Annotated in this window: 14 protein-coding genes; 3 read left to right on the forward strand and 11 right to left on the reverse strand. The window is 68.9% G+C overall.

Annotated features, from left to right (window positions below; all coding sequences use genetic code 11):
- Window positions 1-11: 11 nt before the first annotated feature.
- Window positions 12-572 carry a TetR/AcrR family transcriptional regulator gene (locus ABD116_RS33170; RefSeq protein ID WP_343979578.1) on the reverse strand — a complete coding sequence of 187 codons (561 nt, stop codon included), beginning with the start codon at window positions 570-572 and terminating at the stop codon, window positions 12-14.
- An 82-nt stretch (window positions 573-654) separates the two neighbouring features.
- Between ABD116_RS33170 and ABD116_RS33175 the strand changes: the two genes are divergently transcribed.
- Entirely contained in the window at window positions 655-909 is a 255-nt protein-coding gene (locus tag ABD116_RS33175; protein ID WP_343979581.1) for a hypothetical protein, read from the forward strand.
- 13 nt (window positions 910-922) lie between these two features.
- Here ABD116_RS33175 and ABD116_RS33180 read toward each other — a convergent pair whose 3' ends face one another.
- The 5 genes from ABD116_RS33180 to ABD116_RS33200 form a co-directional block, all read right to left on the reverse strand.
- Window positions 923-1,759, reverse strand: coding sequence for a class II fructose-bisphosphate aldolase (locus ABD116_RS33180; RefSeq protein WP_343979585.1), 837 nt, complete (start codon window positions 1,757-1,759; stop codon window positions 923-925).
- 16 nt (window positions 1,760-1,775) lie between these two features.
- Window positions 1,776-2,696, reverse strand: a complete 921-nt coding sequence (locus ABD116_RS33185; protein WP_343979588.1) for a 1-phosphofructokinase family hexose kinase — start codon at window positions 2,694-2,696, stop codon at window positions 1,776-1,778.
- Window positions 2,684-3,814, reverse strand: a complete 1,131-nt coding sequence (gene nagA / locus ABD116_RS33190; RefSeq protein WP_343979590.1) for an N-acetylglucosamine-6-phosphate deacetylase — start codon at window positions 3,812-3,814, stop codon at window positions 2,684-2,686. The genes ABD116_RS33185 and nagA overlap by 13 nt, the downstream gene beginning before the upstream one ends.
- Complete coding sequence (locus tag ABD116_RS33195) at window positions 3,811-4,764, reverse strand: ROK family protein (RefSeq protein WP_343979592.1); 954 nt, start codon at window positions 4,762-4,764, stop codon at window positions 3,811-3,813. Before ABD116_RS33195 ends, nagA begins: the two co-directional genes overlap by 4 nt.
- A 75-nt stretch (window positions 4,765-4,839) precedes the next feature.
- Entirely contained in the window at window positions 4,840-5,478 is a 639-nt protein-coding gene (locus ABD116_RS33200; protein WP_343979596.1) for a TetR family transcriptional regulator, read from the reverse strand.
- Between the two features lie 191 nt (window positions 5,479-5,669).
- On the opposite strand from ABD116_RS33200, the gene ABD116_RS33205 reads away from it, so the two are divergent.
- Window positions 5,670-6,392: a hypothetical protein gene (locus ABD116_RS33205; RefSeq protein ID WP_343979598.1), complete on the forward strand. Its 723-nt coding sequence runs from the start codon at window positions 5,670-5,672 to the stop codon at window positions 6,390-6,392.
- On the opposite strand, the gene ABD116_RS33210 is transcribed toward ABD116_RS33205, so the two are convergent.
- From ABD116_RS33210 to ABD116_RS33220, 3 genes are all read right to left on the reverse strand, one after another.
- Window positions 6,385-7,029 (reverse strand): GDSL-type esterase/lipase family protein, encoded by a 645-nt coding sequence (locus ABD116_RS33210; protein ID WP_343979600.1) that lies wholly within the window; start codon window positions 7,027-7,029, stop codon window positions 6,385-6,387. The genes ABD116_RS33205 and ABD116_RS33210 overlap by 8 nt on opposite strands.
- A 197-nt stretch (window positions 7,030-7,226) precedes the next feature.
- A complete protein-coding gene (locus ABD116_RS33215) occupies window positions 7,227-7,853 on the reverse strand; it encodes a CGNR zinc finger domain-containing protein (protein ID WP_343979602.1) in 627 nt (208 codons plus the stop codon).
- A 273-nt stretch (window positions 7,854-8,126) separates the two neighbouring features.
- Complete coding sequence (locus ABD116_RS33220; RefSeq protein ID WP_343979605.1) at window positions 8,127-8,840, reverse strand: TetR/AcrR family transcriptional regulator; 714 nt, start codon at window positions 8,838-8,840, stop codon at window positions 8,127-8,129.
- Window positions 8,841-8,952: 112 nt separating this feature from the next.
- Here ABD116_RS33220 and ABD116_RS33225 point away from each other — a divergent pair, with 112 nt between their 5' ends.
- On the forward strand, window positions 8,953-11,121 hold the full coding sequence (locus tag ABD116_RS33225; RefSeq protein ID WP_343979607.1) for an MMPL family transporter: 2,169 nt from the start codon (window positions 8,953-8,955) through the stop codon (window positions 11,119-11,121).
- Here the strand turns inward: ABD116_RS33225 and pdxH are convergent.
- Together pdxH and ABD116_RS33235 are read right to left on the reverse strand one after the other, a co-directional pair.
- On the reverse strand, window positions 11,118-11,741 hold the full coding sequence (pdxH, locus tag ABD116_RS33230; RefSeq protein ID WP_425552205.1) for a pyridoxamine 5'-phosphate oxidase: 624 nt from the start codon (window positions 11,739-11,741) through the stop codon (window positions 11,118-11,120). The genes ABD116_RS33225 and pdxH overlap by 4 nt on opposite strands.
- A gap of 61 nt (window positions 11,742-11,802) precedes the next feature.
- Window positions 11,803-13,839, reverse strand: a complete 2,037-nt coding sequence (locus ABD116_RS33235; RefSeq protein ID WP_343979613.1) for a hypothetical protein — start codon at window positions 13,837-13,839, stop codon at window positions 11,803-11,805.
- Window positions 13,840-13,883 lie beyond the last annotated feature (44 nt).

Raw genomic sequence — 13,883 nt, forward strand, 5'->3', positions numbered from 1 at the left:
GTTGCATCCGGCTAGGGATCGACGATTCCGCGCAGGACCAGGTCGAGCGTCAGCGTGCGGACCCGCGAGCGCGACCAGTGGTGCCGGCCGCGCATGTGCACGTAGGTGAAGGCCGCCGCCACCATCAGCACCTCGGCGACGTCGCTGATCCGGCCGTGCGGATGCAGCGAACCGTCCGCCTCGCCCTCGCGCAGGAACCGCTCGAACGGGTCGAGGAAGGAGACCGACCCGTTCCGCGCCTGCTCCTGGTGGAAGACCAGATCCGACGACAGCATCAGCGGGACATGCCGGTCGATCACGTCGAAGAGCGCGTTCAGCGACCGGACCAGCAGCTCACGCCCGGTGCCGGTCGCGGTCAGCACCGGCCACATCGTGTCCCGGTAGTCCTCGGCCAGCTCGTCCAGCAGCGCGTTCAGCAGACCTTCGACGGTCAGTCCCTGGCGCCACAGCGTCACCCGGGACCGCCCGACCCGCTCGGCGACCCGCTCGAGGGTGACGCCGTCCCAGCCGTGCTCGGCCAGTACCGCGACCGTGGCCGCGCGCAGGGTCTCGTCCACCGCCGCTGCCGTCATCGGACTCCCCTTGTGAAACATGGTCGTTGCATTGCAGGATGACTCTACCAACGTCGTCGCTGACGGGACACAGGGAGGATTCGTGCCGACCAGAACAGATTTCCTGCTCCGGCTGACCCCGCAGGAGCTGGCCGGAGTGGTCGCGCTGACGGCCGGGGTGTCCGGCGTGAACGAGGCGGAGGTCTCCCAGGAGGACGCCGTGGTGGCCGCGATCGAGTTCGCGCTGACCCGGCTGATCGACGACTACGAGGTGCCGGACCCGGTCGCCCGCAGCCAGGTCCAGACCGCCCGCAACGACCTCCGCGCGGGCTGGGTCCGGGGCAACTGCTCCCTCTAGACCGCCCTGAGTTCTAGACCGCCTTCAGCAAGGTGAGCAGCCGGGTGACCTCGGTGGCGACCGCGGTACGGGCGGGGCCGAGGTACTTGCGGGTGTCGACCAGGTTCGGCTGGTCGGCGAGTACCTGCCGCACGGTCGCGGTGAAGACGTTGTTGAGGTGGGTGGCGATGTTGACCTTCGTCATCCCCGCCTCGACCGCACGCGTCAGATCAGCATCCGCGACACCGGAAGAACCATGCAGAACAAGGGGAACCGGTACTGCGGCCCGCAACGCGGCGATCAGCTCGAAGTCGAGCTCAGCCGTCCGCTCGGTCATCGCGTGCGACGACCCGACCGCGACGGCCAGCGCGTCGACCCCGGTCGCCTCGGCGAAGGCGAGAGCCTCCTCGGGCTTGGTACGGGCGCCGGGCGCGTGCACGCCGTCCTTGCCGCCGACCTCGCCGATCTCCGCCTCGACGAAGACGCCGTGGTCGTGGCAGAAGCTCGTCACCTCGGTGGTGGCCGCGACGTTGTCGGCGTAGTCGAGCTTCGACGCGTCGTACATCACCGAGGTGAAGCCGAGCGAGACCGCCTCGGTGACCAGGTCGCGATCCATCGCGTGGTCAAGGTGCACGACGACCGGCACGGTGGCGGCGGCCGCAGCTGCCAGTGTGGCGACGGCGATCGGCTTCAGCGAGCCGTGGTACTTGACCGCGTTCTCGCTGATCTGCAGGATGACGGGCGCGCCGAGCTGCTCGGCACCGGCGATCAGCGCGGTCGCGTGCTCCAGCTGGATCACGTTGAACGCGCCGACCCCACGACCGTCCTTGGCGGCACCCAGCACAACCTCGGCCCCGGATACGAGCGGCATGATGAACTCCCTTGTTCTAAAGACTTTGTACGACGACCTGCGGCTGCCACCGTCGGTACGCCTCGAGATCGATGTCCCCGGCGACGGGGGTCAGCACGGCAGCCGCAGATGCGGCCACGGCCGACTTGAGCACCACTGGCCAGTCGGGCTCGGGTGACCCGGCGACGGCGGCCGCGACGACCGCAGTACAGGCATCCCCTGCGCCGGTGGGATTGCCGGCGACCCTCTCGACCGGCAGCGCCCGCCAGGCACCTTGATTGCTAGCAGCAACCATCCCGCGAGCGCCGTCCGTGATCACCGCCGCGGTCGCGCCGGCCGCAACCAACTGCCGGGCGCCCTCTTCGACGCTGAGCTCCCCCAACGCTTCGCGAAGCTCGGCAGCGTTGGACCGGACCACCGCACCGGCCTTCGCGGCCGCCACCAAAGCATCCCCGCCGACGTCGATCACCGACAGGACGTCGTGATGCCGGGCGCGCACCGCCAACTCCGCATAGGCATCGGCAGGTAGCCCAGGCGGCAAGCTTCCCGAGCAGGCGAGCACGCCGAGGCGAGCCCACGGCATCCGGTCATGGAAGGCTCGCCACTCGTCCTCGGACACCGACGGCCCGGCCTCGTTGAAGATCGTCGCGTCGCCGTCGACACCGTTGACGATGGCAACGGTCCGCCGCGTCTCACCGCGGATCGGGGTGAGCAACGCGGTCAGGCCGGCGTCGAACAGTTCTTCGGCGACGATCTCGCCGGTCAGCCCACCCACGAACCCGAGCGCGAGCACCTGATGCCCCAGCGTCGCGGCGACCCGGGCGACGTTGACCCCCTTGCCACCGGCCCGCTGCAGCGGCGCCTTGACGCGATGACTGCCACCAACCACCAACTCGTCGACGCCGTAGGTGACGTCGAGCGCCAGGTTGAGGGTGACGGTGCCGATCAGTCCAGCCACGAGCCGGCCCGCATCACCTTCTGGACTCGGTAGTCCTCGTCCAGCAGCACGAGGTCGGCCCGCTTGCCGGTCTCGATCGAGCCGACGCCGTACCAGCCGAAGGCCCCGGCAGGCGTCGTCGAGGCCATCCGCGACGCGTCGACCAGGGACACCCCGGCCTTGACCGCGTTGCGGTAGGCGACGTCCATCGTCAGCGTGCTGCCGGCGATCGAATGGGTGCCGTGGGCAAGCGTCGCCAGCCCGTCCTTCACGTCTACTTCGAGACTGCCCAGCATGTACCGCCCGTTGGGCATCCCGGTCGCGACCATCGCATCGGTGATCAACGCGATCCGGTCGACCCCCGCCGCGGCGAGCGCGACCCGGACCACCTGCGGGTCCAGATGCATGCCGTCGTTGATCACCTCGAGCAGCAGCCGCGGATCGTTCAGCGCGGCGCCGACCGGACCGGGATCGCGGTGATGGAACGGCCGCATGCCGTTGAACAAGTGGGTCGCTACCGTCGCACCGGCATCGGCTCCCGCGATCATCTGCTCGTACGTCGCATCCGTGTGCCCGAGCGCCGCGACGACACCCGCGTCGACGACCTGCCGGATCGCGTCCAGCCCACTCGGCAACTCCGGCGCGATGGTCACCATCGCCACCGCGTCGCTGAGCACCTTGGCCACGTCGCCCTCGACCGGATCGCGCAGCAGTGTCGGCTCGTGAGCGCCACACCGGGCGGCCGACAGGAACGGCCCTTCCAAGTGCACACCGGCGATCACGCCATCGGTGACCAGGTCAGCGAGGCAGGCCGTCTGCGACACGAGGTCGTCGAGCGGCGCGGTGACCAGGCTGGCCATCGTCGTGGTGGTGCCGTGCTTGGCGTGGAAGGCCGCGACCTTGCGTGCCTCCTCGGGATCGGTGGTCGAGTACGTCGACCCGCCGCCGCCGTGCGTGTGGATGTCGACGAACCCCGGCACGACCGTCACGTCGCCGAGTTCCTCCGGCCGCTGACCGTCGGCCGGCATCCCGTCGGACCGCCGCCCGAAGGCGAAGATGTCGCTGCCGGACACCTGCAGCCAGGCGTTCTCGAGGACATCGTCCGGGGTGACGAGCCGCGCCACCCTGTAGGTCGTCATACCGTCTCTTCTCCGCTCTCGTCGGCAGCCACCCGGTCCCAGGCCATCCATGCGGCGCCGAGCATCCCGGCCTCTTCTCCCAGCTCGGCGGCCACGATCTCCGGCTCGCGCTGGAACGTCAGTCGCGCGTGCACACCTTCGCGCAGCGGCGCCAGCAGGGTCTCCCCCGCCCCGACCAGCCCACCACCGATCGCGATCCGGGTCGGCGCGACCAGGGTCGTGTACATGACCAACGCATCGGTCAACGCGGCCAGCGCCTCGCGCCAGACCACTGCGGCGTCGGCGTCGCCCTGCGCCAGCAACTCGATCACCTCGCGCGCTCCGTCGACCACCCGGCCGGTGCGGACGGCGTAGCGACGGGCCAGCGCGGCAGCGGACGCGATCGTTTCCAAGCAGCCCCACTGGCCGCAGGCACATTGCTCGGCGGCCGATCCGTGGACGAATCTGGTGTGGCCTAGCTCACCGGCGTACCCGTCGCCGCTGACCAGCTTGCCGTCGACCACCATCGCGGCGGCGATGCCGGTGCCTAGTGGGAGGAACAGCGAGTTCGTCGTACCGGTGAGTGCGCCCTGGCGGAGCTCCGCATAGCCGCCGGCGCGCACGTCGTGAGCGAGCAGGACCTGCTGGTCGAGCCCGATCGCGGCCCGCAGCTCGGCGAGCACGGGCGTGTCCGACCAGGCGAGATTCTCCGCGCTGACGGTTCCGCGCTCGGCGTTGATGATGCCCGGTACGACCACTCCGACCGCGCGGACGCGGTGACCGTCGGCGGCGGCCTTCTGGGCCAGTTCCACCACGGTTTCGAGCAGGGCGCTGAGCACTGCGCGGCCCCCGGCCTCACGCGGAGTCGGCCTGGTCTCCCGGTGCAGCACGGCACCGTCGGCGGCGACCAGGCCGCATTTCATCCGGGTTCCACCGAGATCGACGGCAACCACGACTTCACAGGGGTCCACGGAGCGCCATTATGCAGCGTTACCTGCCGGTTCGAACATCCGTGAGCAGTTTCTGGACAACTTCGGGGAGCCCGGTCAGCGCAGTCCCCGGTCGAAAGCCGCTACCAGAAAGGCGATCAGGTCCTCGGCCAGCTTGCCCGGATCCTCCCCGCCGTCGATGCCGGGTGGCTCCGCGCCCGGTGGTCTCGTCAACGCCTGCGACTGATGCAGGGCGAGCAGTCCGAGCATGTTCACGTAGCCGAAGGCGACCGATTCCGGCGACGCGCTCGGCAAAGCTCTCTGCAACGCGGCCAGATAGCGGGCCTCGACCGGATCGGACTCGGCCGCGTACAGCTCCCGGATCCGCTGGCTCGGGTCGAAGGCGACCCGGCCGATGAACCGGGCGACCACCGGCCCGCGCTCGCCGCGGCGTAGTACGAGATCCAGGCCCGGCTCGATGAAGGCCCGGATCAGTTGCTCGGCGTTCGGCTCGCCTTTCGCCTCCAATTGGTCCAAACGGCGCCGGCGCTCGGTGTTGACCGGCGCCATCGCCCGCGCCACCGCGGCACGCAGCAACGCTTCCTTCGAGCCGAAGTGGTAGTTCACCGCCGCGATGTTGGCGGCCGCCGCGACTGTGATGGCGCGCAGCGACGTCCCCTCGTAACCCCCCTCGCCGAATCTCTGTTCGGCGATGTTGAGCAATCTCTCCCGGGTGGATTCCACGGGTGTTTCCACAGAGTTCTCCTTCCCCCCGGCCACTGCTCGCTCAGGCACCCCACCTGCTCACGCGCCGTAGCCTGGCCTCAGCATAGTTCAAACGGACGTTTGAATGAGAGTGGTCAGAGCAGTAAATCTGGAAAGAAGCTCAGAAAACACGGGAATCCCCGCGCTACGGCGCGCAATCGGCGGGGCTAGGGTCTCTGCGCATGACCACGATGCGGATCGCGCCGCGCTTTCGGGGGCCGGCCAAGTCAGGCAACGGGGGCTATGTCGCAGGTCTGGTCGGTACTGCGCTCGCTGCGGTGGCCCCTGCGGACACGGTCCCCCGGGTGCGTCTACTGGTGCCTCCGCCGATGGAAACCGACCTGGAGCTCTCGGTGGATCCGTCCGGCGCCAAGCTGGCCGGATCCACTCCCGTTGCGGAAGGCGTCCCGGTGAGCCTGGACACCTTGGCCGACGCCACTGTCGACCCGGTCGGCCCGGACGAGGCGCTGGCGGCCGAGGCGAAGTACAGGGGGCTGGTAGACCACCCGTTCCCCGGCTGCTTCGTCTGCGGGCTGGAGAACCACGAGGGGCTGCAGTTGAAGCCAGGGCCGCTAGGCGACGGCAGGACCGCCTGTACCTGGCATCCGGCAGCTGACTTGGCTGCTAGCGACCGCCTGGTCGACCCGGTCTACCTCTGGTCGGCACTGGACTGCCCTGGCGGCTGGGCGATCGATCTCGAGGGCCGTCCGTCAGTGCTCGGTCAGATGACCGCCTGTATCGACGCCCGCCCGCGTCCAGGCGAGCCCTGCGTCGTGATGGGCCGGGTGCTCGGCGAGGACGGCCGTAAGACGCACACCGCCAGCACCCTGTACGACTCCGACGGCCGCGTACTGGCGCGTGCCCGGCACACCTGGATCCTGGTCGACCCGGCTCTGTTCAACTGACCTTCGCTGCCGCCAGTGCCCGGATGATCAGCTCGTTGCGGGCATCCCGGCCCAGCGGCGTGGTGTGGACGCCGTCGCGGAGGTACCGGCGCTCGCGCTTCGGGTCTGCCTTGACGAACTCGGCCCAGTGGACGAGTTGCAGGTTGGAGTGGCGACGGGTGGCCGCTGCCAGTTGCCGGTTGATCGAGGCGCTGTTGGCGCGGTCCGCGGCGGCTGTGCGGGGGCGCGCGACCCACACGTTCACCCAGATGACGGTCCGGGTCCGGCCGACGATCTGCATCACCCGCTCGATCTGGGCGGCGAACACCGGCGGGTTGAAGATGTCGTTGCTCCCGGTCTCCATCAGGATCCGGCCAGGCAGTCCGTAGGTCCGGGCCCAGTGCGTGAGAACATCCGCGGCCGGTGCGGTCGGCCGACCCGACCAGGCGTCCATGGCGACAGTGTCATGGGTGCGGGCCACGAGCCGCTCCGCCAGGACAGGACCGCCGGCCACCCCGAGGCTGTCCCCGAACATGAAGACGCCATCCATCCGGACCACGCGCTCGATCTGCGTCCGCCCGGAGATCAACCGGGGATACTTCCTCCAGTCCGCCGGCACACCCGAGCCGAAGCCGACCGAAGCCACCGGCGTCGGCACCGGAGCTCGGGCCGGTTTCGATCGTGTTCCGGACCCGACCTCCTGCCAGCAGAGCGGGGTCCCTATCGCGACGACCCCCAACGCCCCTGCGAGCAACACCCGCCGCGACACCCCGCCCCAGTTCTCCATACCTGTTTACACGTCTTGGCCGCCTGGAATGTTGGGCCTCCGCCGACAATTGCAGCTAGCTGCAAGAGCTAGCGGGAGCGGGCCGCGTATGCCCTGACCTTGGCCCGGTTGCCGCAAGTGGCCATCGAGCACCACCTGCGACGTCCGCGGGGATCCATGAACAGCCAGCCACAGTTGTCCCCCGGGCACAGCCGGATGTGATCCCTGGAGGCACCGGTCAGCAGCTCCGACGCAAGCAGCGCCAGCTGGTCCAGCGGGAGCCCCAGATCCTCCGGCAACTCCCAGGACGCCCGCACCCCGAGCCCATCAGCCGGCACCGCGCTCAGGTGCCGTCTGGCGAGGGCACGGTCGACCGCCCGGGCAACCGCCTCGAACGAACCCGATGCGGCCTCGTCGGTCAGTACGTCGTACAGGTCGACCCTGAACTCGCGGACCGCGTCCAGCCGCCGGGTCGCGTCCGTCGGCTTGAGCGAGGCCTGCTCGATCAGCCGGAACACGCTCGCGTCGGAGAGCAGCCCGACGTACCCGTTCCAGATCACGAACGCCTCATACGAGGTGAGCCACTCGTCCACCGCGGGGCCGCGGCCGTCGAAGCCGGAACGGGTGTTGAGGAAGTCCAGGACCGGGTCGGCGCCGACCGGTTTCGGCAGCACGATGCCCTGGACCAGCTCGAGGTGCGAGGGCAGTACGGACATGGCTCATATGGGATCACGAAAACTGGTTGAACGCGGGTGGTTCGCGACGTAGGTTCTGAGTACACGCGAAGGGAGGTGGTCCAACGCATGAATTGCAATCGGACTCGTGAGGTGATGGCGGGCTGAGTCCCGTCAACCACTGAAGTTTTGTGGTGGGCATGTGGCTAGCCAGTTTCACGCCAGTCACCGGGCCCGCAGGTAGTCAGGAAAGTCCGCCTGACCCTTGGTTCGACCACCCGGTCGTGTCCCAGGAAGCGCCTGCGGGTCTCTTTTTTAATCTGGCACCGGGCAGTCGAGCCCGAGGGCCTCGCCGATCTCGAAGAGCTGGGCCTGGAAGTAGGCGCCGGCGTCCTCGAAGGCCCAGTGCAGCTGGCCGAAGACCTCCATGCAGATCAGCCCGTAGAGCCGCGTCCAGTAGGTGAGCGACAGGTAGACGGCACCGGCCGGCATGCCGTCGAAGAACTCCGACTTGCGCCGTAGCTGGGCCAGCAGCTCCGGGCCGAGCTCATCCTCGGCCGGGTGCGGGAACGGCTGCTGCTGGTAGATCTGGGCCACCAGCTCCTTGAACACCGCAGCGAACCGCATCGCCGCCAGGTGGCCAGGCGTCAGCTCGTGGTCGTCGGCGTCCGGATTCGGCACCGGCGCCCCGAACAGCAGCCCGAACTCGGCCGGATGGGCCAGTGCCCAGTCCCGCAGCCCGCCGGCGATCAGGAACAGCTTGTCGCCGAGGTCGGCCTCGGGGTCGCCGTCGCGCAACGCGACCAGCGCGTCGGTCAGTTCGTCGTACAGGTCGGCGATCAGGGCGGAGATCAGGTCCTCGTGGCTGCCGAAGTACCGGTAGAGCGCAGGGGCGCTGAGGCCGAGCTCGCGGGCGACCGCGCGCAGGCCGACGGACGACGCGCCGCCCTCGACCAGCAGCTTGCGCGCCGCGGCCTTGATCTCGGCGACCGTCGCGGCCCGTTGCCGGTCTCGCCGGGTCAGCTCCACACATCTCTCCCTTGACAAGCACACCCTAGAGCCGCCTAGAGTTTACACCGTTAACTGTTAACGGTGTTCACTCTGGCGATCACTGTTCAAAGTACGCCCTCGGGAGGGCTTCGTGTTCGAGACACTCGGCAGGTTCACCTACCGGCGCCGCCGCCTGGTGCTGGCGCTGACCGGTCTCTTCGTGGTCGCCGCGATCGCCTGGGGCACGGGCGTCTTCGGCTCGCTGGCCAACGGCGGGTTCGAGGCGCCGGACACGCAGGCGGCGCGGGCCGTGAAGACGATCGAGCAGACCGTCGGCCGGACCGGCACGGACGTGATCGTGCTCTACCGCAGCGACTCGCAGACGGTCTCATCGCCGGCCTTCCGGCAGACCGTCGAGAGCCATCTCGCCCAGCTCCCGTCCACCGACGTGATCGGCACCAAGACCTTCTGGACCACCAAGTCGGCTGCCTTCGTGTCGAAGGACCAGCACTCGACGTACGCCGTACTGACGCTGGCCGGCGCCGATCCGGAGCAGCGGCTGGAGACCTTCCACAAGATCGCCTCGCAGGTCCGGACCTCGCCGGCCGGCCTCGACGTGAAGGTCGGCGGCGAGGTGGCCGTGTTCGACGAAGTGAACACGCAGACCGAGCACGACATCGTGCAGGCGGAGTCGATCTCGCTGCCGATCGTGCTGATCCTGCTCGTAGTGGTCTTCGGCGGGCTGGTGGCGGCCGGCCTGCCCTTGTTCGTCGGCGGGCTGGCGATTCTCGGCGCCTTCGTCGTCCTGCGTGCACTGACCACCTTCACCGACGTGTCGGTCTTCTCGATCAACATCGTGACGATGATCGGGCTCGGCCTGGCGATCGACTACGCGCTGTTCATCGTCACCCGGTTCCGCGAACAGCTTGCCCTCGGCAATGATGTCGAGACGGCCCTGTCGGTGACGATGAGCACGGCCGGCCGGACGGTCGCCTTCTCCGGGGTCACCGTCGGGGTGGCGATCTCCAGCCTGGTGCTGTTCCCGGTGATGTTCCTGCGCTCGATGGCGTACGGCGGCGCTGCCGCGGTCCTCGTCGCGATGGTCGCGGCTTTGACGGCTTTGCCCGCGTTGCTGGCCGTGCTCGGTCATCGCGTGAACAACCTGCGACTCCCGTTCCTTCGGCGCGGCGGTGGGCTCGGCTCCAGTGAACACGGCGCCTGGTACAAGCTCGCCCACAGCGTGATGCGCCGGCCGATCCGGTACGTCGTCGTGCTGGTGCCGTTGCTACTGGTCCTCGGAATCCCTTTCCTGCAAGCACAATTGGGCGGGGTCGATCACCGCGCATTGCCTGCGGGCGCCAACAGCCGGACCGTGACGGAGGTGCTGCAGAGCGACTTCGCGGCGGCCGGCGGGTCCGACGTACTGGTTGCAGCGCGGACGTCGTCGCCTGAGGCGTTGACGCCTTATCTCGCGGAGCTTCGGCAGGTGAAGGACGTCACCGATGTGCGACTGGGTGGCTATCGCGACGGCGTTGCCTCCGTTGTCGTGCACACGCACTACACGTCGCAGGAGTTGCCGGCGCGGGACGTGGTCGCTGGGGTCCGTGCAGTCCAACCGCCTGAGGGGGTTACGGTCGAGGCCGGTGGCGATACCGCGGCGCTGGTCGATCTGTTGCACGTACTGCGCGAGCGGGTGCCGTGGATGGCCGGGTTCATCGTGCTGGTGACCTTCGCCTTGCTGTTCATGGCTTTCGGCTCGGTCGTGCTGCCGGCCAAGGCGTTGCTGATGAACGTGCTGTCGCTGTCGGCGTCGTTCGGCGCGATGGTGTGGATCTTCCAGGAGGGGCATCTGTCCGGGTTCCTCGACTTCACCTCGGCGGGTTTCCTCGATGCGACCAACCCCGTGCTGTTGTTCGCCGTCCTGTTCGGGTTGTCGATGGACTACGAGGTGTTCCTGCTCAGCCGGATCCGGGAGGAGTACGACCGGACCGGCGACAACAGCCAGGCGGTCGCGCTCGGGCTGCAGCGGACCGGCGGGATCATCACCAGCGCGGCGTTGCTGCTGATCATCGTGGTCGGCGCGTTCGCGACGTCGGGGATCGTGTTCGTGAAGATGATCGGGGTCGGGCTGGTGATCGCGATCGCCATCGACGCGACCGTCGTACGGGCGTTGCTGGTCCCCGCAACGATGCGACTACTGGGTCGCGCCAACTGGTGGGCTCCGGCGCCACTGGCCCGCTGGTGGAAGCGCCACGGCTTCCGGGAGACCGGCCCGGGCGTTGAGGAGCCTGCTGTGGAGCGGGAGTTGACGCGGGCCTAGGGCTGCAGGCGCTGGAGGTGCCAGGAGGCTTCTGTGCGCTTGTACTGCAGGCGATCGTGGAGGCGGCCGGTGCGGCCTTGCCAGAACTCGATGGTCGCCGGGGCGATTCGGTAGCCGCCCCAGAAGTACGGGGTGGAGATCTCGGTGCCCTCCGGCCACTGCCGCTCGTACGACTCGTACTGCAGGTCAAGCTCCTCGCGGGACTCGACCGGCTGGCTCTGCTGTGAGGCCCAGGCGCCTAGCTGGGAGCCGCGCGGGCGGCTCGCGAAGTACGCGTCGACCTCGTCGGTCGGGAGCTTGGTGGCGGTGCCTTCGACCCGGACCTGGCGTTCCATGGCGTGCCAGGGAAAGACGAGGGCGCAGGCCGGGTTGACTGCCAGGTCGTCGGCCTTGCGGGACTGCTGGTTGGTGTAGAAGACGAAGCCGCGCTCGTCGAGGCCCTTGAGCAGCACCGTCCGCGCCGACGGTCTGCCGTCTTGGTCAACAGTCGCCAGGACCATTGCGTTGGGCTCGTGCAGGCCCGCATCGGCGGCCTGGGCCAGCCATACCCCGAACTGCTTCAGTGGGTCGGCATCTACCTGCTCCTCGAGCAGCTCACCCAGGCCGTACGTCTCCCGCATGTCTTGAAGGTCCACGGGTCGAGGGTACGAGGCCTGTCAGTTCTCCATCGACTCAGCGGGGCTAGCGGGAGCGGAGCATCTTGCGGAGGGCGCGGCCGGCAGGGCTGCGCACGAGTCGGCGAACGGTCGGGTTGCGGCGCAGCTTGGTCTTGAAGGAGCTGCGCTGCTTCACCACCGGTGCTGTCCCCTGCGGCGCTGCGGGCACTGGCTTGGCCGCCGGCGCTGGTGCCGGTCCCGGTGCTGGTGCCGGTGCCGGTGCTGTTGCTGGTGCAGGTACTGGTGCGGGCGTGGGCCTGGGTTTCGGCGCGGGTGGGTGGGTCATGTGCTTGTTGACCTCGGCGAGGTGGTCGTCGAAGACGGCTCGCCAGAGGAGTTGGCGCAGCGCCACCTCCTGACCGACCGTGCTCTCGCCGGCCAGTGACGCAGTCCAGAGCTGCTGCACCTCCACCGGGTCGAAGTCCCCGGTCTGGTCGGTCGTGAGCAGTTCGCCGATCAGGTCGCGGTCAGGCGCAGCGCCCAGCCGCTTCACGGGCGCCGGCGGACGAGGCGCGGCCCCGGCGACAGGCTGCGGCTTGAAGAACGGGATGTCCGCCCACTCCGGCACCAGCTCACGTACCAGCGCTCTGTGCAGCGCGTTCTCCAGCCGCTGCGGCGCACTCATCGAGAAAGCCCCTCGGACGAAGGCCGGCACGAGCAGCGGCGACACGATGCCGGTCCGCTCCCCCGCGCTGCCCCAGCGGCGCAGGCGCTCGACCACATAGAAGTAGTCGAGCATCGTGGCGTCCTCGAAGCCGCCCTGGATCGCTTCGCGGAACACGTTGTCGATCTGCCCGGCCACTGCGTCCCTGACCGCGTCAGACGGGCCGACCGCAGGGATGAGCCGCTTCTGGAGACGCTCGTTGAACAACTCCAGCTTCTCCTCCAGCGGGTACTGATCGAGCTTCAGCACGTCCTGCGGGTAGAAGTGCCCGTGAGCGATCTCGCCACCCGCGCCACCGATAGCCAGGTGCGCGACGTCGGTCAGCCCCTCCGGCGGGTTGTGGAAGATGTAGCTCGCCGGGCGCAGCCCTTCGGCGAATCGATGCCAGCGCCGGATCCGCTCGATCACGGGCGTCATCGGCGGTGGTACCGGTGCCGGTACGTCAGTAGTCACCGGCGCGAGCTTGCCGGTGACGATGTGCTCGACCTTGTACGGAAGGGCTGCCACCAACTCCTCGGCTACGGCCAGCTCCCCCGGTACGGCGTCATAGCTGTTGAGCTTGAGCTCCACGCCGGCCGAGAGGAACGCCGCGGCGACAACGCGCGAGTCCCTGCCTCCGCTGAGATCCACCGTCGGCGTACCGGGCCACAGCTTGCTCACGGACCGGGCGACGCCGCGTAGAGCTTCGGCGGTCTCTTCGATCAGCCGCTGCGGCAGTTCGCCGCCGCTGGGCCCGGACCAGATGCTGGTTGCCTCGATCCGCGTGACAGTACGACGGTTGCGCCGTCCCTCCGTCACGATGCGGGTGGCGCCCGGCACGGTCAGCACCCGGTCGTACGGGGTGGTGTCGCCCATGAACCAGCCGCAGCCGGCGGCGTACCGCCAGCCCCGGTCCGATGCGGCAGCTGGCACGTCGGCGAACAGGCATGCGGCGGCTGCACGGTTGCTCCACACCCAGCCATCCGCAGTACGGAGCTGGAACAGCCGGCCGAGGCCAACGGAGTCGGTGAAGAGCTCCAGGCGCTCGTCGGCGGGGTCAAGCACCGACAGCAGGAAAGGAGGCGCCAGCTCCGCCATGCGAGCCGGATCCGCGAGCACTGCCCGCGCCAGTGGCGTCGCGGCTCGTTGCGGTACGAGGTCGCCGACTATCTGTTGGTAGCCGAGTGGCACGTGCAGGCTGGCGACACAGAGGTCGTCGTCGTCACGCCACGCGGGCCATTGGTTGTCGGGATTGCGCCGGTTCCAGCTGTGCAGCCCGACAGTACCGGCGTCACAGCCGTCGCGCCGGGCCTGGCCCTGCCAGAGGTCGCCGTAGTACGCCTCGACGCGCCGTACGCCCGCTGCCGCCTTCTCAGGTCCCGCGAAGCGGTCGAAGGCGTATGCCACAACAGTTTCCATGCCCTGCCAGATGCGATCGTGGCCGGAAAAGTTGCATCCCGGCG

It is taken from the genome of Kribbella koreensis, from assembly GCF_039525325.1.
In the GTDB taxonomy this organism is placed as follows: Bacteria; Actinomycetota; Actinomycetes; order Propionibacteriales; family Kribbellaceae; genus Kribbella; species Kribbella koreensis.